The 21,283-nt window shown below is 59.6% G+C and carries 24 protein-coding genes and 4 tRNA genes; 12 read left to right on the plus strand and 16 right to left on the minus strand.

The genetic code is table 11. The annotated features are described in order from the left end of the window. Positions 1–54: 54 nt before the first annotated feature. On the minus strand, positions 55–837 hold the full coding sequence (locus DKK66_RS05865; protein ID WP_131356210.1) for an exodeoxyribonuclease III: 783 nt from the start codon (positions 835–837) through the stop codon (positions 55–57). A 76-nt stretch (positions 838–913) separates the two neighbouring features. Here DKK66_RS05865 and pyrE point away from each other — a divergent pair, with 76 nt between their 5' ends. Both pyrE and DKK66_RS05875 read left to right on the plus strand, forming a co-directional pair. Continuing rightward, positions 914–1,558, plus strand: a complete 645-nt coding sequence (gene pyrE, locus DKK66_RS05870) for an orotate phosphoribosyltransferase (RefSeq protein ID WP_131356213.1) — start codon at positions 914–916, stop codon at positions 1,556–1,558. Continuing rightward, positions 1,559–2,164 carry a DUF4124 domain-containing protein gene (locus tag DKK66_RS05875; protein WP_062788365.1) on the plus strand — a complete coding sequence of 202 codons (606 nt, stop codon included), beginning with the start codon at positions 1,559–1,561 and terminating at the stop codon, positions 2,162–2,164. A 46-nt stretch (positions 2,165–2,210) separates the two neighbouring features. Here the strand turns inward: DKK66_RS05875 and DKK66_RS05880 are convergent, their stop codons facing one another. From DKK66_RS05880 to cutA, 6 genes are all read right to left on the minus strand, one after another. Continuing rightward, positions 2,211–2,537 carry a hypothetical protein gene (locus tag DKK66_RS05880; protein WP_131356216.1) on the minus strand — a complete coding sequence of 109 codons (327 nt, stop codon included), beginning with the start codon at positions 2,535–2,537 and terminating at the stop codon, positions 2,211–2,213. Positions 2,538–2,667: 130 nt separating this feature from the next. Further along, positions 2,668–2,743, minus strand: a tRNA-Lys gene (locus DKK66_RS05885). 11 nt (positions 2,744–2,754) lie between these two features. Then, a tRNA-Lys gene (locus DKK66_RS05890) sits at positions 2,755–2,830 on the minus strand. Between the two features lie 31 nt (positions 2,831–2,861). Beyond that, a tRNA-Lys gene (locus DKK66_RS05895) sits at positions 2,862–2,937 on the minus strand. A 10-nt stretch (positions 2,938–2,947) separates the two neighbouring features. Next, positions 2,948–3,023, minus strand: a tRNA-Lys gene (locus DKK66_RS05900). Positions 3,024–3,176: 153 nt separating this feature from the next. Continuing rightward, on the minus strand, positions 3,177–3,521 hold the full coding sequence (gene cutA / locus DKK66_RS05905) for a divalent-cation tolerance protein CutA (RefSeq protein WP_062788369.1): 345 nt from the start codon (positions 3,519–3,521) through the stop codon (positions 3,177–3,179). Between cutA and DKK66_RS05910 the strand changes: the two genes are divergently transcribed. Then, the gene (locus DKK66_RS05910; protein WP_045846390.1) at positions 3,520–3,945 is read left to right on the plus strand and encodes an FxsA family protein; all 426 of its coding nucleotides are present in this window, start codon (positions 3,520–3,522) and stop codon (positions 3,943–3,945) included. The two genes, cutA and DKK66_RS05910, sit on opposite strands and share 2 nt — an antisense overlap. A gap of 8 nt (positions 3,946–3,953) precedes the next feature. On the opposite strand, the gene DKK66_RS05915 is transcribed toward DKK66_RS05910, so the two are convergent. Further along, positions 3,954–4,250, minus strand: coding sequence for a DUF167 domain-containing protein (locus tag DKK66_RS05915; RefSeq protein ID WP_045846391.1), 297 nt, complete (start codon positions 4,248–4,250; stop codon positions 3,954–3,956). Positions 4,251–4,343: 93 nt separating this feature from the next. Between DKK66_RS05915 and DKK66_RS05920 the strand changes: the two genes are divergently transcribed. The 5 genes from DKK66_RS05920 (at position 4,344) to DKK66_RS05940 (ending at position 7,159) form a co-directional block, all read left to right on the plus strand. Continuing rightward, on the plus strand, positions 4,344–4,808 hold the full coding sequence (locus DKK66_RS05920) for a Dps family protein (RefSeq protein WP_131356219.1): 465 nt from the start codon (positions 4,344–4,346) through the stop codon (positions 4,806–4,808). Positions 4,809–4,912: 104 nt separating this feature from the next. Continuing rightward, positions 4,913–5,785: an energy transducer TonB gene (locus DKK66_RS05925; RefSeq protein ID WP_131356222.1), complete on the plus strand. Its 873-nt coding sequence runs from the start codon at positions 4,913–4,915 to the stop codon at positions 5,783–5,785. Positions 5,786–5,799: 14 nt separating this feature from the next. Further along, positions 5,800–6,174, plus strand: coding sequence for a hypothetical protein (locus tag DKK66_RS05930; RefSeq protein ID WP_045846394.1), 375 nt, complete (start codon positions 5,800–5,802; stop codon positions 6,172–6,174). A gap of 28 nt (positions 6,175–6,202) precedes the next feature. Beyond that, positions 6,203–6,610 (plus strand): thioesterase family protein, encoded by a 408-nt coding sequence (locus tag DKK66_RS05935; RefSeq protein WP_045846395.1) that lies wholly within the window; start codon positions 6,203–6,205, stop codon positions 6,608–6,610. Between the two features lie 57 nt (positions 6,611–6,667). Next, positions 6,668–7,159 carry a TlpA disulfide reductase family protein gene (locus DKK66_RS05940; protein WP_045846396.1) on the plus strand — a complete coding sequence of 164 codons (492 nt, stop codon included), beginning with the start codon at positions 6,668–6,670 and terminating at the stop codon, positions 7,157–7,159. A 213-nt stretch (positions 7,160–7,372) separates the two neighbouring features. Here the strand turns inward: DKK66_RS05940 and DKK66_RS05945 are convergent, their stop codons facing one another. The 8 genes from DKK66_RS05945 to def all read right to left on the minus strand — a co-directional run bounded on the left by DKK66_RS05945 (position 7,373) and on the right by def (position 15,927). Beyond that, positions 7,373–8,128 carry a molybdopterin-synthase adenylyltransferase MoeB gene (locus tag DKK66_RS05945; protein WP_131356225.1) on the minus strand — a complete coding sequence of 252 codons (756 nt, stop codon included), beginning with the start codon at positions 8,126–8,128 and terminating at the stop codon, positions 7,373–7,375. 108 nt (positions 8,129–8,236) lie between these two features. Further along, positions 8,237–9,505, minus strand: coding sequence for a sigma-54 dependent transcriptional regulator (locus DKK66_RS05950; RefSeq protein ID WP_045846398.1), 1,269 nt, complete (start codon positions 9,503–9,505; stop codon positions 8,237–8,239). Then, positions 9,505–11,610 (minus strand): ATP-binding protein, encoded by a 2,106-nt coding sequence (locus DKK66_RS05955; protein ID WP_131356228.1) that lies wholly within the window; start codon positions 11,608–11,610, stop codon positions 9,505–9,507. The genes DKK66_RS05950 and DKK66_RS05955 overlap by 1 nt, the downstream gene beginning before the upstream one ends. After that, complete coding sequence (locus DKK66_RS05960; protein WP_242673576.1) at positions 11,610–12,164, minus strand: DUF4390 domain-containing protein; 555 nt, start codon at positions 12,162–12,164, stop codon at positions 11,610–11,612. Before DKK66_RS05960 ends, DKK66_RS05955 begins: the two co-directional genes overlap by 1 nt. Before the next feature lie 4 nt (positions 12,165–12,168). Then, entirely contained in the window at positions 12,169–13,422 is a 1,254-nt protein-coding gene (gene rsmB / locus DKK66_RS05965; RefSeq protein WP_131356234.1) for a 16S rRNA (cytosine(967)-C(5))-methyltransferase RsmB, read from the minus strand. Positions 13,423–13,534: 112 nt separating this feature from the next. Next, positions 13,535–14,386, minus strand: coding sequence for a zinc metalloprotease HtpX (gene htpX / locus DKK66_RS05970; RefSeq protein ID WP_062788386.1), 852 nt, complete (start codon positions 14,384–14,386; stop codon positions 13,535–13,537). 34 nt (positions 14,387–14,420) lie between these two features. Further along, complete coding sequence (fmt, locus tag DKK66_RS05975; RefSeq protein WP_131356236.1) at positions 14,421–15,341, minus strand: methionyl-tRNA formyltransferase; 921 nt, start codon at positions 15,339–15,341, stop codon at positions 14,421–14,423. A gap of 82 nt (positions 15,342–15,423) precedes the next feature. Further along, complete coding sequence (def, locus tag DKK66_RS05980) at positions 15,424–15,927, minus strand: peptide deformylase (protein ID WP_131360865.1); 504 nt, start codon at positions 15,925–15,927, stop codon at positions 15,424–15,426. A gap of 125 nt (positions 15,928–16,052) precedes the next feature. Between def and DKK66_RS05985 the strand changes: the two genes are divergently transcribed. The 4 genes from DKK66_RS05985 (at position 16,053) to topA (ending at position 21,136) form a co-directional block, all read left to right on the plus strand. Further along, complete coding sequence (locus DKK66_RS05985) at positions 16,053–17,090, plus strand: LysM peptidoglycan-binding domain-containing protein (protein WP_131356239.1); 1,038 nt, start codon at positions 16,053–16,055, stop codon at positions 17,088–17,090. Next, positions 17,087–18,169, plus strand: coding sequence for a DNA-processing protein DprA (dprA, locus tag DKK66_RS05990; RefSeq protein ID WP_131356242.1), 1,083 nt, complete (start codon positions 17,087–17,089; stop codon positions 18,167–18,169). Before DKK66_RS05985 ends, dprA begins: the two co-directional genes overlap by 4 nt. Before the next feature lie 41 nt (positions 18,170–18,210). Next, the gene (locus tag DKK66_RS05995) at positions 18,211–18,669 is read left to right on the plus strand and encodes a DUF494 family protein (RefSeq protein ID WP_045846407.1); all 459 of its coding nucleotides are present in this window, start codon (positions 18,211–18,213) and stop codon (positions 18,667–18,669) included. Between the two features lie 169 nt (positions 18,670–18,838). Continuing rightward, positions 18,839–21,136, plus strand: a complete 2,298-nt coding sequence (gene topA, locus DKK66_RS06000; protein WP_045846408.1) for a type I DNA topoisomerase — start codon at positions 18,839–18,841, stop codon at positions 21,134–21,136. The last annotated feature ends 147 nt before the right edge of the window (positions 21,137–21,283 follow it).

Genomic DNA, 21,283 nt, shown 5'->3' on the forward strand with positions numbered 1-21,283 from the left:
GTTAGCAATCGCAACCGGCTCAACACAAATTCATCAAGCAGCGCCCGGCAGCGCTCAGGCTGGCAGCTCCAGCGCGTAATCCACAATCAGCGGGGCGTGGTCGGAAAACTTCTCCTCCTTGTATACCGATGCGCTTTTGGCCAAGGCCATCAAGGACGGGGTGACGATGTGGTAATCGATACGCCAGCCCACATCCTTGGCATAAGCCTGACCGCGGTTGCTCCACCAGCTGTAGCCGGGCTGATCCGGGTACAGGGCACGCCAGACATCGCACCAGCCCACGCGCCCCAGCAAGTCGCTCATCCAGGCCCGTTCCTCCGGCAGGAAACCGGAATTCTTCAGATTGCCCTTCCAGTTTTTCAGGTCGATTTCCTGATGGGCAATGTTCCAGTCCCCGCAGATGACGATATCCCGACCCGCTGCCTTGAGTTGCTCCAGGTGCGGCATGAACACATCCAGAAACTGGAACTTCACCTGCTGGCGCTCATCGCTGCTGGAACCAGACGGCAGATAGAGCGAAATCACACTGAGATTGCCAACATCCAGCTGCAGGAAGCGTCCCTCGGCGTCGATCCAGTCCACGCCCAGCCCTTCGATCACCGCATCCGGCTGGCGGCGCGTGTAGACCCCCACGCCGCTATAACCTTTTTTCTCGGCATAGTGGAAATAGCCGGTCATGCCGTCCGGTGCCCGCATGCGCTCGCTCAGGTCCCCTGCCTGCGCCTTCAGCTCCTGCACACAAACGAAATCCGCCCCGATGGTGGACATCCAGTCAAAAAAACCCTTCTTGTCCGCCGAGCGGATACCATTGAGGTTGGCTGAAACGATTCGAAGCAATGCAGTCTCCTGTGCTATCCTTGCCGGCAAATTTTCCAGCCGTTCAGATAGTTAACTAGTTTCTAAGAGGAATGATATGAGCGATTTCCGCCAAGATTTTATCCGTTTTGCACTCGACAAGCAGGTTTTGAAATTTGGCGAGTTCATCACCAAGGCAGGGCGCAAATCGCCGTACTTCTTCAATGCCGGCCTGTTTAACGACGGCCTGTCCACCCTGCACCTGTCTCGCTTCTATGCCAAATCCATAATAGCGAGTAATATCGAGTTCGACATGCTGTTCGGACCGGCCTACAAGGGTATCATTCTGGCAGCCGGTGCCACCATGGCCATGGCCGAACAAGGCCGCAACGTTCCGTTTGCCTATAATCGCAAGGAAGCCAAGGATCACGGCGAAGGCGGCACGCTGGTTGGTGCCCCGCTGCAAGGCCGCGTGCTGATCATTGATGACGTGATTTCCGCCGGAACCTCGGTGCGCGAATCGGTTGAATTGATTCGTGCTGCAGGTGCCATCCCGGCCGGTGTTGCCATTGCACTGGATCGCATGGAGCGCGGCACGGGCGAGCTGTCTGCAGTACAGGAAGTGGCACAGCAATATGGCATGCCGGTGGTCGCCATTGCCACCCTCAAAGACCTGCTGGGCTTCCTCGAAGGCAGCCCGGAGCTGGCACAACATCTGGCTGCGGTACGTGACTACCGCGCCCAATATGGAGTGAATGACTAAATGACCAAGCACCTGCCCGCCCTGTTGATTCTGCTGAGTTGCGGTGCCGCCATGGCTGATGGCGGCCTGTACAAGTGGGTGGACGATGCGGGCAAGGTGCATTACAGCGATGCACCGCCCTTGCAGCACCAGAAGCAGGGCGTGGCGGAACTGAACCGTCAGGGCGTGGTACGCAAGCAGGCAGAAAGCGAGCAGGCACGTCAACAACGCGAAGCCAGCGAAGCCGTGCGCAAGCAGGAGCAGCAACGCCAGCTGGATAGCGCCCGCTATGACAAGAGTTTGCTGGAAAGCTATCGCAATGTGGACGAGCTGCGCCAGGATCGCGAAAAACAGCTGGGGATTCTGCAAGCCTCGCTGGATGCCCAGTATTCCCGCATGAAAACCCTGAACCTGCAGTTGCGCGACATGCTCAAGGAGCAAACTGTCAACCAACAGCAGCATCGTCCGGTGCCTGCCGGCCTGCAGCACAATATCCAGGTCATCCAGCAGGAACAGAAGGGCTTGGGCACACTGATCGCCACCAAACAGGCGGAATACAACAACGTGCGCCAGAAAATGCAGGAAGACATCGCGCGCTACCAGCAGATCTCGCGTAGCAAGCAGTAAAGCAAAAAGCCGGACTAACCGGCTTTTTCAATTCAGGAGCGGGCTCTTACTGACCACCAGCTTCCTTGCGTTTCCAGGCTTCATTCAATTGCTGGGTCTGCTGCTGCATTTGCTGTTTGGCAGCCACATCGGCACTGGTGGCCGCAGCCAGTTCATCTGCCGCCTTCTGTACTGCATTCTGGGCATCAAGCAAGCGCTGGTCGGCTTGCTGCTTGGCCGCTTGTGCCTGCTTGAGCCGCTCGGCGGCCTGCTCCTGTTGGTTGTTGGCCTGCTGGTAAGCCATCTGTGCCGACAGCAATTGTTCATCGACCGTCTGCGCCAATAGCGGCAGCGGTGCTGCCAGCAACAGTACAACAGCAAATTGTTTGATCATTGCCTGGTCCCTCTCACAGCCATGGTTGACCCCGTCATTATCCACACCACGGCCAGCCTTGACGACCCTGGCGTGCGCCAGCCACAAAACAAAAGCCCGGTCACCTTGGCGACCGGGCTTTTGCTGATTCTGGTGGGTTGTGAGTGGCTCGAACACTCGACCTACGGATTAAGAGTCCGCTGCTCTACCAACTGAGCTAACAACCCGCATGAAGCGGTGGTGGGTCGGGCGAGATTCGAACTCGCGACCAACGGATTAAAAGTCCGCTGCTCTACCGGCTGAGCTACCGACCCGAGTCTTGCCATACAGCAAAACCGGAAAAACTGGTGGGTTGTGAGTGGCTCGAACACTCGACCTACGGATTAAGAGTCCGCTGCTCTACCAACTGAGCTAACAACCCGGATGAAACGTGGTGGGTCGGGCGAGATTCGAACTCGCGACCAACGGATTAAAAGTCCGCTGCTCTACCGGCTGAGCTACCGACCCACGAAAGAGTTCGCAACTATAATAAAACAGCCTTTTTCAGTCAATACTTTTACCGAATTAATTTGAAAAAACCGAGGCATAGACCCGAAATTCGTGCACATTCACCGGAACCTGACAATCAGCAAAGCAGTCGAAAATAATTGTCGCCCCGGCTCAGCACTCTCTTGAAACCACCTCGGAAGATACCCATGTCAGATAGGCAGGCAAGCCCTGTGCGACTGGCAATGCAATGATTTCCGGCACATCATACGGATGCAGGGCTTGCAAGCGCTGCTCCAGTGCGGCATAAGCCGCAGCCGTGGTTTTGATGAGCAAGGGATATTCGCTGCCTTCCTGCAGCGCACCTTCCCAGCGATACACCGCCTGACAGGGCGGAAGAATATTGACGCAGGCAGCCAACTGCTCCTGCACCAGAACATGGGCAATGTGTCTGGCCGTTGTTTCATCCGGCACATTGCAGAACACCATCAGACAATTCATACGGGTACCTCGATTCATGCGCGCAATTCTGTTGCTGTTACTGCTTTATCCCTTACTGGAAATCGCCACGCTGGTCACACTGGCCCACCATCTTGGTGGCGGGGTGGTCTTCCTGCTGGTCGTGGCCAGCAGCCTGCTGGGGATCTGGATGCTGCGCAACCAGAAACTGGGCGCACTGATCACCCTCACCAGCGTCGTGCGTCAGGGGCAGCAAGTTTCCCTGTATTCCTTGCTCTGGCCCTTGCGCTATGCGCTATCAGGCCTGCTGTTTGCCATTCCGGGCATTCTGAGTGATGTGCTGGCCATCTTGTTGCTGCTGCCATTCAAGGGGCCGAAGCTGAACACGATGGCAAATCCCGGCGCAATGGCCGATGATGTGATAGAAGGCGAGTTCAGCCGGGTTGACCCCAAGCGCAGTGACACGCAACGTCACCTGCCCTGAGGCCACACTCACTGGACATGTAGCAGCTTGAGCACGGCAGCTTCATCCAGCACCGTGTCAATGGAAACCACTTTGTGGCGACTCTTGTCACCGGCCTGCAGGCTGACCGCACGCTTGCCAACCGAAAAACAGTCTGCCAGCCAGGCCAGCAAGGCAGCATTGGCCTTGCCATCCACCGGTGGCGCGGCCAGACGGATTTTCAGGCAGTCACCATGCTCACCGGCGACTTCGGTTTTTCTGGCGCCGGGCTGAACATGCAGCGTCAGACGCACGGTATTGCCGCTACAGACCAGCCAGGGTTTCATGGTGTATTTTTTCGCAAAATGGCAATTCTAGACGATCCGGGCCTCATACTGGCAAACCGTCGTTCCGGAATGGCTACCAACAGGAGTTTGCATATGGATATCGGCATCAACGAACAAGACCGTCACGACATTGCACATGGCCTTTCCCGGCTGCTGGCTGACACGTATACCCTGTACCTGAAAACCCACAACTTCCACTGGAACGTGACCGGGCCGATGTTCAACACCCTGCACCTGATGTTCGAAACCCAGTACAACGAATTGTCACTGGCTGTCGACCTGATTGCAGAGCGCATCCGCGCCCTTGGGCATTTTGCACCGGGCAGCTATGCCGACTATGCCAAGCTGACCGCCATTGCCGAAGCCAACGGCGTACCCAAGGCCGAGGAAATGCTGGCCCAACTGGTGGATGGCCATGAAATCCTCTGTCGCACCGCCCGCAGCATTTTCCCGCTGGCTGAGCGCGCCTCGGACGAACCCACCGCCGACCTGCTGACCCAGCGCCTGCAAGTACATGAGAAAACGGCCTGGATGCTGCGCAGCATGCTGGACAAATAAGTCCACGCAGTATCCCGCCAACGCCGCGCCAGTCGCGGCGTTTTTCTTGCGGATGGCTGCTGCATGTTAAACTGCAGCAGACCTACGGAGCCTGCCGCACAACCATGACTGCCCATCTGCGCAACCCTGCCAGCCACAACCAGAAACTGACGCTGATCATCATGATCGCCGTTTCGGTACTGGCTCATGTCTTGCTGTTCGGTTCCAGCATGATTTCATGGGTCCGCCCGCTGCGACTGGCAGAAAGCCACACCATCAGCGTGAACCTGGCCAGCACGCCCAGCAAGAGCGCGCCGGACACCCGCCGCCTGGGCACCGACAATAATCAGGGCAGTGGCAATACCACCGAAAAATTCCGCCAGGCCAGCCATCGCAATCTCAACGAACAACCGACACCCGCCGCACAAGCGGCGGAGCCTGCCCAGGCTGCGCCACAGCAACGCCAGGTACATACCATCCGCAAAGCGGACAACAAGCAGGCGGCAACCTTGCCTGCCCCCAGTCCCGGTGACAACAGCAGCCCGCCAGCGGCAGTGAATGCAGCCGCATTGCTGGCACAGGTGGGCGGACTGAACAGTGTGCAACGGGGTGATGTGGCACTGAACGACAGTGCGCAGGAGTCCGGTAGCAAAAACGGGAGTGGCGACAGTACCCACCGCTATGAATGGGCGCGCTACCAGACCGACTGGCGCTTGCGCATCGAACGGATCGGCAACCTGAATTATCCGGAAGAGGCACGCCGTCAGAACGTTCATGGTTCGGTGACGCTGGAAGTGACCGTGGCCGCGGATGGCAGCCTGCTCAAATGCCGCATCCTGCGCGGCTCTGGACACAGCGTGCTCGATGAGGGTGCGCGGCGCATCGTCCAGATGAGTGCACCATTCAGTCCCTTCCCACCGGCACTGGCTCAGCAAGGTGCCAAAATCATTGTGCAAACCTTCGCTTTCACCCGCGACAACCAGCTTTCCAGCCATTAATGCAAGGATTCACCATGTTTGAAGTCAATCGCAGCATCGCCCTGATCCGTCCCCGGGCACCGTTTCTCGCATGGCTGCAACAATTGCCGGGCGATCTGGACGGCCAGCTGGAGCTCGACAGCCTTACCCGGGATTGCAACGCCCTGCTGATTCCGGCGGCGGACGATTATGAATCCGCCCACGATTTTGTGCTGCAACACTACCGCATGCTGTTTCAGGCCGAGCTGGCCGACTGGTGCGATGACGAAACACTGTGGCCGGAGCAACTGACACCGGCCCTGTTCCTGGAGTGGTTCGATGTTGAAATCCACTCCGTTCTTACCGATATGGTCGAGACGCCACTAGAGCGCGAGCCATTCGTTCCGCTGGACCTCAATGCCGAGGATTGAGACCCAGCATCACACCGAGGGGAAACACATGACACATGAAACAAATATCAAGGTCCGTGGTTATCACCTGGACCTGTACGGCCACGTCAACAACGCCCGATACCTGGAATTCCTGGAAGAAGCCCGCTGGACTTTCTTTGAAGAACGCGGCGACCTGCCCTGGTTCCTGCAGTCCGGGCTGGCACTGGTGGTGGTCAACATCAATATTGACTACCGCTATCCGGCCACCATGGGCGATGCGCTGGCCATTGCCACCTCGGTCAAATCCATTGGCAGCCGCAGTGCGGTGATGCACCAGCGCGTCACCCTGGCAGGCACCGACAAGGTGGTGGCGGAAGCCGATGTCACCTTTGTAGTGTTTGACGCCAAGCAGAACAAGGCGGTGACACTTGAGGGACAATTGAAGGAACTCCTGCAATCCATGCTGGACCAATAGTGCCGGTTGCCCCACGCGTGTGGGGCTGCCGTTTTCCCACCTCCCGGATGACCCCGCATGAAAAAGGTTCTGCTCTCGCTCCTGGCCGTGGCCGTAGTCGGCCTGATTGCCTACACCACCCTGTTCGACCGCAATGCAGCACCGCAGGTCAGCTACACCTCGCTTGGCGGACAGCACGCCGATACCACCTCGCTCAAGGGCAAGGTGGTGCTGGTGAATTTCTGGGCCACCAGTTGTTCGGGCTGTGTGGAAGAAATGCCGGAAATCAAGAAGCTGCACCAGCAATATGGCAGCAAGGGCTTGCAGATCATGGCGGTCGCCATGAGCTATGACCCGCCCAACTACGTACAGGCCTTTGTGCAGAAATACCAGCTGCCCTTCTTTGTCGCCCTGGATGGCGAAGGCAGCATTGCCAAGGCATTTGGTGACATCCAGCTGGCACCCACCACTTTCCTGATCGACAAGCAGGGCAATATCCTGAAGCGCTATGTCGGGGTAATGGATTTCAAGGAAGTACACCAGATACTGAACCAGCAACTGGGTGCCTGAGCCCGGTCAGCAGAAAGCCCCGCCAGAGCGGGGCTTTCTGCTGCTTAGACAGTGATTTGATGCGACTCTACTGGACCCGGCAAGGCCGGGCCTTTCGTCTAAGCCATTTCTTCGGCAGCCTTCCCATCCATTCCCCCCGCCCGGACCCCGTAAGGGTTGGCTTTCCTTACAGAAAGCGAGAGGCGTCTGCCAATAATCGCAACCGAGGCCCGGTCAACGCACCGCACATACCGTGCAGGCCGGATCCCGGCTGAACTTCATCTGGCGGAATTCACCGCTCAGTGCATCGTACAGGGTCAGACGGCCAAGTACCGGTGCGCGGCCTGCCAGCAGTTTCACCGCTTCCACCGCCTGCAAGCTGCCGATTACCCCAACCAGCGGTGACAACACGCCAAAGGTCGCACACGGGCCATCAGCTGCCTCCCCTTCCTCGGCAAACAGGCAGTGATAACAGGGTGAGCCGGCAACACGCGGATCAAACACCGCCAGCTGTCCGGCAAAGCGCACGGCCGCGCCAGATACCAGCGGCACCCCGGCAGCCACGCTGGCGCGGTTTACTGCATGGCGGGTGGCGAAATTGTCCGAACAATCCAGCAGCAGATCATGCGCTCGGGCTTCCTCCAGCAGGCGCGTGGCATCCAGCCGTTCACCCAGCGCCATCACGGAAATATCCGGGTTGAGTGCCAGCATGCGGGCACGGGCTGATTCAGCCTTGTTCTGCCCCAGTGAGGCCATATCATGCACCACTTGGCGCTGCAGATTGCTCAGTTCCACCGCGTCATCATCCGCCAGCGTGATGTGGCCGATACCGGCACTGGCCAGATACAGCGCCACCGGCGAGCCCAGCCCGCCGGCACCAATCACCAATACCCGCGAGGCAGCCAGCCGCTGCTGGCCTTCGATATCGATTTCCGGCAGCAGGATATGCCGGCTATAGCGCAGCAGCGCCGCATCGTTCAGATCTGTCATGAGGGTGAAGCTTAGTGAAATCAGTCGCCAGACGCCATAGTTCCTGCGAGCTAGCCGGAAAAACAAAACGCCAGCGCGAGGCTGGCGTCTGGTTGGGCAAGCGGCGGATTATTCCTCCACCACCTTGCGGGCGAACTTGATGCCCAACTGCTTGAGCTTGCGATACAGGTGAGTACGCTCCAGGCCCACTTTCTGTGCCACGCGGCTCATATTGCCGTTTTCCAGCGAGATGTGGTACTCGAAGTAACGACGCTCCAGCTGTTCACGCAACTCACGCAAAGGCATGTTGAAGTCGAAGCCGGACTCTTCCACCGGTTTTTCATGGCGGAACTGGGCCAGCACCTTGTTGACTTCCGGTGCGTCCACATCATCCGACTCGGAGGTCAGCGCCAGGCTCTTGATGATGCTGCGCAGCTGCTCCAGATTCCCCGGCCAATCATACTGACGCAGGGCATTCAGCGCCGCGGTGGTCAGTTTCTTGTTGGGGATCTGCCGTGACTCCACCAGCTCGATCAGGATCTGTTCGGCGATGAAGATGATGTCTTCCGCATGCTCACGCAGCGGCGGAATCGGCACGATCACGCTGGACAGTGCAGTCAGCAAGCGGTTATCGCATTCCGGGTCCACCAGCAGTTCCTGCAAGGGACGGCTGCAGGAGCACAGCAGGCGCACATTGAAGCGATCCAGCTTGGACAGCAGGAACAGCAAACCTTGCTGCACCCGGCGGTTGTACTGGCCGATTTCCGGCAGGAACAACACGCCGTTATTCGCCTTTTGCAGTAACTCCAGCGGCGCATCAGCCAGTTGTTCCGGCTTGGCAGGCGTTACCCAAGGGGTATTGCCCTGATGGAAAAAGCGCGCCACCAGTTCGAAACCGGAGCCAGGCTCACCGGTCAGCAACACCGGCGACTTGACCTTGGCCACCCGTTCCAGCTGACGCTTGAGTTCCTGGATGGGTTCGCTGCGGCCCAGCTTGTCCAGGTTCAGCGAAGTATTGGCTTGCATGTCGCCATACTTCAGAGCCCGCTGTACGGTAGTCAGCAGCTTTTGCAGGGCAATCGGCTTTTCCAGGAAATCGAAAGCACCGATGCGGGTGGCTTCCACCGCCGTATCAATACTGGCATGACCGGACATCATGACCACCGGCATGTTCAACTGGCCGGACTTGGCCCATTCCTTCAACAGTGTCACACCGTCGCAGTCGGGCATCCAGATATCCAGCAACACCAGCGCCGGACGTGTCTGGTTGCGCAACTGTCTGGCTACCTCGGCGTTTTCCGCCAGGGCGACCGTGTATCCCTCATCCTGCAGGATCTCCGAGAGCAGTTCACGAATCCCGATCTCGTCATCAACAATCAATATATCGCTGCTACGCATTAGGCCTCCAGCAATGGCAGGGTGAGAAGAATGCGCGCGCCGTGCTGCTCGCCATTCCCCAATGTGACCTGACCATGGTGTTCCTCCGCTATTTTCTTCACCACCGCCAGTCCCAGCCCCGTGCCCTTGGGCTTGCTGGTCACATAGGGCTCGAACGCGCGTGGCAGGAGCTCGGCGGGAAAGCCCGAACCGTTGTCCTGCACGCAGACGATCGCGTTTCTTCCTTCTTGTCGGCTGCTAATGTGAATCATCGGGATGTCAACGTCAAGGACCGCATCCTGTGCATTCTGCATCAGGTTATGCAATACCTGCCGCAGCAGTGCGGCATCCCCCATGATCATCAGCGGCCTTTCTTCCAGTTCAATCTTAACAGCCGGATTGGATTCGTACAGCGTACTTACCTCTCGCACCACCTGATTGAGATCAAGTTCACTGAGTTTGATGCGCGGTGCCCGGGCATAATCGCGGAAGGCATCCACCATGTTCTTCAGTGCCGCCACCTGCTTGATGATGGTGTCGGTAGAGCGTCTGAGCATGTCCGCATCGGCAGTTTCAAGCTTGGCGGAAAGCTTCATCGCCAGGCGCTCGGCCGACAGCTGGATGGGCGTGAGCGGATTGCGGATTTCATGCGCCAGCCGCTTGGCCACTTCGCCCCAGGCCGCATCCCGCTGCGCCCGCGCCAGCTCGGTAATGTCGTCGAACACCACAACATAACCGCTTCCGGAGCGTTCGGGCAAGCGGGCACCGCGTACCAGCAGGCTGCGCGCGCCCTGCCCGGTCATGTAATCCAGCTGGGTTTGCCACTCTTCTTCCTGCTTGTTTTCACCATGTTGCAGCATGGTATCCACCAGGGGAATCAAGGCCGGAACCCGGGTGGACCACTGCTCTACCGGGTAGGGCACCAACTCGGAAAAATCCACGCCCAGAATGCGTCCGGCACTGGTATTGGCCGCGCGCAGCTGCCAGGCCGCATCCAGTGCAATCACCCCGGCAGAGAGATTGGCCAGAATGCTTTCCAGGTAAAGCTTGCCGCTTTCCAGCGCCTGTTGGGTCTGGTTGGCCGTCTGGCGTGCTTCATCCAGCTGCTGGGTCATACGGTTGAACAGCGTGGTGAGCATGCCCAGTTCGTCACGGCGGTATACCGGGTGGCGTTTGGAGAAGTCACCTTGCGCCACCGCACGGGTACCTGCGGCCAGCTCGGACAGCGGCGCGGACAGGCGTTCTGACAGAAACAGGGCAAATGCCAGCGCTGAGGTCAGCGCCAGCAGACAGGCCAAGGCCAGCGTCAGCATGTAAAAGGTTTTCAGCCCATCCCGCGACAACAGCAGCTGGTGGTATTCGGCACGGGCGGTTTCGATCTGCTCGGCATCGCGGGCAATGGATTGCGGCGCAGCCTGCACCACTTGCAACACGCGCCATTCGCCTTCCAGCGTGCGATAGGGCAGCAATACGCGCAGAGTGAGTCCGGCCGCGTCATTCTCCACCGATTTGCTGCCCTGCCGCAGCTTCAGGCCGCGCAGGGCATCGCGGGATGGGGCCTGCGGCAATTGCCGGGTATTGCTGCTGGCAAAGTTGAGCAGTTGTCCGGATTTGTTGAAGATGGCCACCTCGCGCAAACCCAGTTGTTCGCGCAGGCGCTCCAGCCGGGACGGCAGCATCAGGGACGGCATGCCGTCAATATCGTCCAGCACCACGCGGCTCTTGCGGGCCACATCTTCCAGTACGTAGTTGAGCGCGCCCTTGCCCAGCTCCAGCCCGCGATCCAGCGCGGACTCTACCCGCACGTCAAACCAGCTTTCGATACTGCGCGTCAGGAATTGTGCGGAAATGGTGAACACCAGCATGCCCGGCACCAGGGCGACCACGGCAAACATCATCACCAGACGCTGGGTCAGCTTGGCACCGAACACCCGGCCCTTCACCCGCTGACGCAGCCGCAAGAGCTGCCGCCCCACCACGGCCAGCAGGCCGACCAGCAACAGGCTGTTGAGCCCGAACACCCACCAGTAGTATTCGGCCAGCTTGGAGGCATTGCCGGTGGCAATGGCCAGCAGGTAGAGCATGATGGCCCCGAACGTCGCCAGCGCAATGGCGGCGTAGCGCATCAGCTACCTTCTTTCATGGTGATGCTGGTCCAGTTGGAGGACAGGCTCCATTCGCCGGAGCCAAGGGCATTGAGCTGGAAGGGCTTGGGTAGCTCGCTGATATCCAGCACCAGTCGCACCCGGCCTGCCACGCTGCCGGAGTTGCGCGGATCGAGCGCACCGCTTTGCAAGACGCGCCAGTCCTGGATGGAACCCAGGGCACCCATGGCCTCGGACAGGGAACGGTAATAATTTGAAAAACTGCCGATGGTGACGCGATAGCGGCTGGTCAGGGACTGATAGGACAGCTTGAACGTGAGGCTGGCGTGTGGCTCGAACCACTCTTTCAGATTGAGGTAATAGGCGGTGCTGCGTGGCCGGGTCAGTTCGAACTCCAGCCGGAAGGTCAAGGTGACACCTTGTGCCAGCGCATCATTCAGGCTGCTGGATAACTTGGTCTGGAAGCGGGTGCTGAGCGAAAGCTGGCCATCTTGCGTCAGCTCGGCATCGGCACGGCGCGCCAGAATGCCATCGGCCTGCGCCGTGGGAACGGCACAGACCAGTAGCCATAACACCAGGCTAATGCTTCGCAAGCAGCGCGTAATAGAAACCGTCATGACGCTCACAGGGCAACAATTGCTGCTGATTCAGGCATTCGGCATCGGCATGACGCGCCAGGAATGCAGTCAACTGCTGCTGATTTTCTTCCGGAAAAATCGAGCACGTAGCGTATAGCATTTTCCCGCCGGGCGCGAGTAGCCCCCATAGCGTGTCAACCATCTGCGCCTGCTGGGCGGCCAGGGTGGAAAAGTCGCCCGGACGGCGCAGCCACTTGATGTCCGGGTGACGACGCACGACGCCGGAAGCCGAGCACGGCACGTCAGCCAGAATGCGATCGAAGGGCTTGCCATCCCACCAGTCAGCCGCCTGCCCGGCATCGGCCGCGTGCAGGCTGGCGTGCAAGCCACCGCGCTGCAGGTTTTCCGCCACCCGTTGCAATCGCTGCGGGTCGATATCCAGCGCGGTCATCTCCACATCTGCCATTTCCAGCATATGACATGTTTTGCCACCCGGCGCGGCACAGGCATCCAGCACGCGCTGTCCGGCGTGCAGGTCCAGCAGGCGGGCAGCCTGCTGTGCGCCCCAGTCCTGTACCGACACCACGCCGTCAGCAAAGCCGGGCAGTTCGCGTACATTCACCGGCTTGTCCAGCAGGATGCCGCTGGCGTCATCCAGTGCAGTCGCCCCCATGCCCAGCGCTTCGAGCTGGGCCAGATAGGCGGCCACCGTGCTCTTGCGGACGTTGACGCGCAGCGTCATCGGCGGATGGCTGTTATTCCACTCCAGGATGGACGACCACTCTTGCGGGTAGGCCTGCTGGATGGCTTTCACCCACCAGCGCGGGTGATTGGTGGCGGCTTCCAGATCTTTCTGCGCCAGGCGCAGCATTTCCTCGCGCTGGCGCAAGAAGTTGCGCAGCACGCCATTGACCAGCGCCTTGAACTTGCCGCGGGCCAGCCGCTCTGCCAGCTTCACTGCCTCGTTGACGACGGCGTAATCGGCCGCACGGGTGTATACCAGCTGATAGAAAGCCACCTGCAATACCCGCTCCAGCTGGGCATCCGGCAAGGCCTTGGGCACCAGGCGGCGCAACCAGAAGCGCAGGCGTGCCAGTTGACGCAGGCTGCCGTAGCAAATGTCCTGCAAGGCCGTGCGCTCTTGCGCAGTCAGGTCGGCGCCCTGGCGTTGGGCCTGGGCCAGCGCCTCGGTCAGGGTACGGCCGGATTCCACCTGGCCCAGCACTTCGGCGGCCAGTTGCTGTATGCGATGCATGTCAAAACCTTGAAATGGCAAACGGCGAGGACTGTGCTCTCGCCGTATGAAAACGGCCGGTATCCGTCTGGCGGTACCGGCCCGTGTGTTCGTTCAGATGCGCATGATACGTTCAGCCCACGCCGCGCGCCATAGCGTGCAAGCGGGCAATGCGCTCCTCGGTATGCGGGTGGGTACGGAACAGCTCGCCCACATCCAGCCCGGCCAGCGGGTTGATGATCATCATCTGGGCGGTTTCCGGATGGGCCTGCGCAGTGGGCATGGCAATACCTTGAGCGTAGTACTCGATTTTCTGCAATGCACCCGCCAACGCGAGCGGATCGCCGGAAATTTCGGCTCCGCCGCGGTCTGCCTCGAATTCGCGGGCGCGGGAAATGGCCATCTGGATCAGGCTGGCCGCCAGCGGCGCCAGGATGGCCAGCAAGATGCCGGCCAGTGGATTGACCGGTCGACCGTTTTCGTCCCGCCCGCCAAAGAACATGGCAAAGTTGGCCAGCGCCGACACCGCACCGGCCATGGTGGCGCTGATGGTTGAAATCAGGGTGTCACGATGCCGCACATGGGCCAGCTCATGCGCCATCACGCCACGCAGCTCGCGATAGTCCAGCATGCGCATGATGCCCGTGGTGGCTGCGACGGCGGCATGTTCCGGGTCTCGCCCGGTGGCAAAGGCATTGGGTTGCTCTTCGTGGATGACGTAAACCCGTGGCATGGGCAGGCCGGCACGCTGTGCCAGCTCGGCCACCATGCCGTAAAACTCGGGTGCCGACCGGGCATCCACCTCCTGGGCGTTGTACATACGCAACACCATTTGGTCTGAATTCCAGTAGGCAAACAGATTCATCCCGCCAGCAAACAACAATGCCAGCATCAAGCCGTTCCGCCCCCCGATAAGGGCACCGATCACACCGAGAAAAGCGACAAACGCGGCCATCAGCATGGCCGTTTTGAACATATTGTTCATTTACCCTCCTTTTGCTGTGACCGTTGAAAGACGCTTACTGTCCCAGACGGGTTCCCGCCAGCGTGGCGCGGCCTGCGGCAAAGTCGCGTGCACCCAGACGTTTGCCACCAGCGGCCTGCAGTTGCGTCAGCACCACCAGTCCCTCGCCACTGCCCACCACCACGCCATCGGCATCCGCACGCACCACCAGGCCAGGCTCGGCCTGACCGGCAATGGCATGGGCCAGCCACAGTTTCAGCGGCTCGCCAGCCAGCTGGGTAAAGGCACCCGGTGCCGGGTTGTAGGCACGGATGGCGCGGGCAATGTCGGCGGCTGGCAGTTGCCAGTTCACCTCGGCTTCGGCCTTGGTCAGCTTGTGCGCGTAGGTGACGCCTTGTTCCGGCTGCGGCTGCGCATTCAGGCCATCCAGTGTCGCCAGGGTGCTGACAATGGCTTCGGCACCGCACACAGCCAGCTTGTCATGCAGGCTGGCCGCGGTATCGTCCTGGGTAATGACCAGCGGGTGTACCGATAACATGGCACCGGTATCCAGCCCCACATCCATCTGCATGATGGTGATGCCGGTTTCACTATCGCCGGCCAGAATGGCGCGCTGAATGGGAGCGGCACCGCGCCAACGCGGCAGCAAGGAGGCATGGATGTTCAGGCAACCACGCGGCGGAATGTCCAGCACCGCCTTGGGCAGTAGCAGGCCGTAGGCCGCCACCACCATCAGTTCGGCACCGATCTCGCGCAGCATGGCCTGGGCTTCGTCGGTCTTGAGCGACAGCGGCTGCTCCACCCGCAAGCCGTGTTCCAGCGCCACTTCCTTCACCGGACTGGGCTTGAGCTTCATGCCACGCCCGGCCGGACGGTCCGGCTGGGTCAGCACCAGGGCAATTTCATGACCGGCGGCCAGCAAGGCGCGCAGCGCGGCCGCGGCAAATTCCGGCGTACCGGCAAAAATCAGTTTCATCGTCAACCCGCAATCAGCAAGACAGGACGCGCCTGTCTTTATCAGCATCACCCGTCCGACCAGTACCGGACAGGTTCATTCATCACATATTCTGTTTTTCGCGCTTTTTCAGCTTGGTGCGAATCCGGCCTTGCTTGAGTTCGGACAGGTATTCGACAAACACCTTGCCATCCAGATGATCAATTTCATGCTGAATGCAAATGGCCAGCAAGCCGTCGGCTTCCAGTTCATACTTGGCACCGGTGGCATCCTGTGCACGCACCTTGACCCGCTCGGCCCGGGTAACCTTGTCGTAGATGCCGGGCACCGACAGGCAGCCTTCTTCGTATACGGTTTCACCTTCTTTTTCGATGATGACCGGGTTGATGAAGACACGGCGTTCGTTGTGGTCCTCGGAAATATCCATCACCACCAGCCGCTTGTGATAGTCCACCTGGGTGGCAGCCAGGCCGATACCCTTGGCCTCGTACATGGTTTCAAACATGTTGTCGATCTGGGTCTGCAAGGCAGCGTCAAAGGTCTCGACCGGCGTGGCCACGGTATGCAGACGCGCATCCGGATAATGCAAAATGTTCAGCAGCGCCATCGGTTTTATTGCTCCAAGTTGTCTTAATGCCATCAGCACATCGATAATAGACATGTCTGACGCATGCTCGTTTGTCAAAGGAGCGCTCGCGGGCGCTCATTACACTCAATATTGGGGCACTTTTCATGCGTAAAAGTATTATATCGCTTGCTTTGGCTCTGGGACTGGCTCTCCCGGCTTTTTCCGACACCCTGACCATCAAGCCCGGCGCACCGGCGCGTTATACCGTGGTGAAGGGTGACACGCTGTGGGGTATTTCCGGCCGTTATCTCAAGAGCCCGTGGAAATGGCCCCGCCTGTGGCAGATGAACAAGAGCGAAATCAAGAACCCGCACTGGATTTACCCGGGCGACGTACTGGTACTGACCTATGTCAACGGCCAACCGCGCCTGACGCTGGAAAAAGGCCGCCAGGGTGATGTACGCCTGTCGCCGCAGGTCCGCATGTCCGACATCGACAAGGCCATCGCCAGCATTCCGGCCAAGGCCATCGAGCCTTTCCTCTACCGTCCGCTGGTGGTCAACGAGGAAGAATTCCTGACCTCGCCGCGCCTGGTGGCCGGTCCGGGAGAACGTCTGGCTTTTGGCTCCGGTGATCGCATTTTTGCCAATGGCATTGCCAGCACCGGCACCTGGCAGGTGTACCGTGCCAGCAAGCCACTGATTGATCCGGTTACCAAGGAAAACCTCGGCTACGAGGTGATGTATGGCGGTGATGCCGTGGTGGACAAGCTGGGCGAAGAAATCCAGACCATGCACCTGACCAAGGTGAACAGCGAGATTCTGGTAGGCGACCGCCTGATCAAGGCCCCCAGGGACCAGTTTGTCAGCTATGTGCCGCATAGCCCGGATGCCAATATCCAGGGGCAGATCATCTCGGTTTATGACGGTGTGGACGGCGCGGCCCAATACTCCAACGTAGTGATCAACCGTGGCCAGCGCGAGCAGGTGGAGCCGGGTGATGTGTTCAACATCGTCAAGAACGCCAAGCCGGTTACCCTGATCATGGCGGATGGAGAGAAAAAAGAAGTCACCCTGCCCGGTCAGAGCATTGGCAAGATCTTCATCTACCGCGTATTTGACAAGGTTTCCTATGGCCTGGTGCTGGACAGCACCGACGCGGCCAGCGTGGGGGATGTAGTCAACTCGCCGGAAAGCGAATGAGCCAGCAGAACGAAGACTGGCTGCTGCTGGCCCTGACACCGGGTATAGGCCCGGCCGGTTTTCTCAAGCTGATTGCCGCCTTTGGCTCCGCCAGCCATGTGCTGGCGGCCAGCACCGCACAAACCGCACCGCTGATCGGGCAGGACATCGCCCAGGCACTGCGCGAGAGACGTGCCGAGGCGGACGCCAAGGCGGCCCTCGCCTGGGCCGAACAAGAGAATTGCAGCCTGCTGAGCCTGCTGGATGACGATTACCCGCAAGCACTGGCAGAAACTGCCGCCCCGCCTCCGCTGCTGTTTGCCCGCGGGCAGCGCGCCTTGTTGCAACACCCGATGCTGGCCATGGTAGGCAGCCGCAGTGCCACCCCGCCGGGCAAGCAGATCGCCGAGGACTTTGCCCGCCAGCTATCCGCCCACGGTTACACCATCGTCAGTGGCCTCGCCAGTGGCATTGATGCCGCCGCACACCGTGGTGCCTTGCAGGAATCAGGCTCCACCATTGCCGTCATCGGCACCGGGATTGACCGGGTGTATCCGGCCAGCAACCGCGAGCTTGCCCATCAGATCGGCCGCGCAGGCCTGATTTTGTCCGAATTTCCGCTTGGTGCCGGTCCGGTTGCCGGCCATTTCCCGCGCCGCAACCGCATCATCGCAGGCTTGTCCCGCGGCTGTCTGGTAGTGGAAGCCAATATCAATTCCGGCTCGCTGATTACCGCGCGGCTGGCTGCAGAAAGCGGGCGCGAGGTCATGGCGGTTCCCGGTTCGATTCACAACCCGCAAGCGCGCGGCTGTCACCGCTTGCTGCGTGATGGTGCCCGCCTGATCGAAACCGTGGATGACGTGCTGGATGAAATCGGCCGGGTGGCTTCGCCCCCGATCACGCCGGCAGCGACAGCAGGGGAAAATCAGCCGGTGGACGACCCGATTCTGGCGATCATGGGCTTTGATCCGGTGAGCAGCGAGGCGCTGGCAACACAACTCGGGTTGACGCAGGGAGAGGTTTACGCGATGCTGCTGGAGCTGGAACTTGCCGGCAAGCTGACCAGCCTGCCCGGCGGACGGGTTCAGCGACTGGTCTGATCCGGACCAGCCCCTGTAGTAGTTCATTTGAAGAAGACCTGATGTTTGACGTTCTCACTTATTTGTTCGAGCAGTATCGTGATCCGGATGCCTTTGGCGACCGCGGCTCGCTGATGCGCCAGCTGGAAGCCGCCGGCTTCGAAGACGAAGAAATCAACGATGCACTCGACTGGCTGGACAATGTCGCCAATATGGTTGACGGCCTGTATGCCAGCGCGGATGACGCGGTGGGCATGCGCATTTACGCCGATGCCGAACTGGAACGCCTGCCCACCGATGTGCGCGGCCTGATCCAGTTTCTGGAAGATCACGGCGCGCTGTCGCCATCGCAGCGGGAAATGGTGATAGACCGGCTGTGCGAACTACCCGATGACGACATCAATGTCGGCTCGGCCAAGCTGGTGGCACTGATGGTGCTGTGGGCACAAAAAGCGGAACTGCCCATCCTGTTGGGTGAAGAACTGCTGGATGCCATTCATGGCGAACCCACCATGCAATGACTTGTCAGCGCTGGCGCTACGGGCTTACCATCCCGCCTCGCCTGACAGTTACGGCAGGGAATTTTTACAAGAGCGCCAATTGCGCTCTTGTTTTATTTGCGCTCTTGCTTTATTTGATAGATAGAACCGCTATCAACCGGATGTTTCCGGTACACACTGAAACGAAAACATGCCCTCCAGCCTCTTGATCGTTGAGTCGCCATCCAAGGCAAAAACGCTGAAGAAATACCTGGGACCGGACTTTGAAGTCCTGGCCTCCTACGGTCACGTGCGCGATCTGGTACCGAAAAACGGTGCGGTAGACCCTGAAAAGGGCTTCGCCATGAAATACCAGCTGATCGCCCGCAACAGCAAACACGTTGATGCCATCGTCAAGGCCGTGGCCGAAGTCGACCATGTCTACCTGGCAACTGACCCGGACCGCGAAGGCGAAGCCATTTCCTGGCACCTGGTGCAAATCCTCAACAGCAAGAAGCTGCTGAAGGACAAGACCGCCCAGCGCGTGGTGTTCCACGAAATCACCAAGAATGCGGTGCTGGAAGCCATCGGCAACCCGCGCGAAGTGGCACAGGACCTGGTGGATGCCCAGCAGGCACGCCGGGCGCTGGACTATCTGGTGGGTTTCAACCTGTCGCCGCTGCTGTGGAAGAAAATCCGCCGTGGCCTGTCGGCAGGACGGGTGCAAAGCCCGGCGCTGCGCCTGATCTGCGAACGCGAGAACGAGATCAAGGCCTTTGTGCAGCAGGAATACTGGTCGGTACATCTGGACAGCCACAAGGGCCGTACCAAGTTTTCCGCCAAGCTGACCCAGCTTGCCGGCAAAAAGCTGGACCAGTTCGACATTCCCGGTGATGCCGAACACGCCGACATTCTGGCCCGTTTGCAAGACCAGCCGGCCACCGTCACCAGCATCGAGAAGAAAAAGAAGTCGCGCAGCCCCGCCGCGCCCTTCACCACTTCCACGCTGCAACAGGAAGCCGTGCGCAAGCTGGGCATGACCACCGACCGCACCATGCGTACCGCGCAGCAGCTGTATGAAGGTATCGACATCGGCCAGGGCACGGTCGGTCTGATCACCTACATGCGTACCGACTCGGTGGCACTAGCCAACGAAGCCGTTGAAGAAATCCGTACTTATATCGGCGACACCTTCAACAACGACTTCCTGCCGAAAAACCCGGTTGCCTACAAGAACAAGTCCAAGAACGCACAGGAAGCGCACGAGGCCATCCGCCCGACGTCCATCCTGCGCACGCCGGAATCGGTCAAGCCCTTCCTCACCACCGACCAGTTCAAGCTGTACGACATGGTGTGGAAACGTACGCTGGCCTGCCAGATGGCTCCGGCCAAGTTTGACACCACCAGCGTGGACATCACCGTGGGTGAAGGCATCTTCCGCGCCAGCGGTCAGGTACAGACCTTTGCCGGCTTCCTGGCCGTGTACGAAGAAGACGTGGACGATGCCGAGGACGAGGACAACGCCAAGCTGCCGCTGCTGGAAGAAGGCGACAGCCTGCCGGTGGACAAGCTGTACGGTGAACAGCACTTCACCCAGCCGCCGCCGCGCTTCTCCGAAGCCAGTCTGGTAAAGGCTCTGGAAGAGTTCGGCATCGGCCGGCCGTCCACCTACGCCAGCATCATTTCCACGCTGAAAGACCGTGAGTACGTGATCCTGGACAAGAAACGCTTCTTGCCCACCGATACCGGCGACATCGTCAACAAGTTCCTGACTGAGCACTTCAGCCAGTACGTGGACTACAACTTCACCGCCAAGCTGGAAAACCAGCTGGACGATATCGCCAGCGGCCAGCGCGAGTGGGTGCCGGTGATGGACAGCTTCTGGAAGGGCTTCTCCAAGCAGATTGCCGAGAAGGAAAGCATCTCCCGCGCCGAAGTCACCACCGAGAGCCTGGACGAAGCCTGCCCGAAATGCAGCAAGCCCTTGTCGATCAAGTTTGGCAAGCGTGGCCGCTTCATTGCCTGTACCGGTTATCCGGACTGCGACTACACCCGCAATATCGGTGAAACCGCAGAGCAGGCGGCAGAAGAAGCCGAAGCACCAACAGTGATCGAAGGCCGGGTCTGCCCGGACTGCGGTGGTGAGCTGCACATCAAGAAGGGTCGTTACGGCAAGTTCATCGGCTGCGCCAACTACCCCAAGTGCAAGCACATCGAACCGCTGGAAAAGCCGCGTGACACCGGCGTGGAATGCCCGGAGTGCAAATCCGGTCACCTGATCGAGCGCAAGAGCCGCTACGGCAAGCTGTTCTACAGCTGCAATACCTATCCCAAGTGCAAGTACGCCACCTGGAACCCGCCGGTGGCTGAGCCCTGCCCGAAGTGCAACTGGCCGATTCTCACCATCAAGACCACCAAGCGTCGAGGTACCGAGAAAGTCTGCCCGCAGAAGGAATGCGGCTACAGCGAGGTGATTGCCCCGCCGGAAGCCAAGCCAGCGGAAGAATAAAGCCCCGCCAGCGGATTGCAGCAAATAACGCCACCTTCGGGTGGCGTTGCTTTTTTGGCCATGGCAGCCAAACCATGCAAGCAGAGGCGCTACGCCATCAGCATTGGTAATATGCTGATTTTATTAATCAAGTTCAGAAAAGCCGCC

Origin of the sequence: Aquitalea sp. USM4 (genome assembly GCF_004328945.1) — a bacterium.
GTDB lineage: Bacteria > Pseudomonadota > Gammaproteobacteria > Burkholderiales > Chromobacteriaceae > Aquitalea > Aquitalea pelogenes.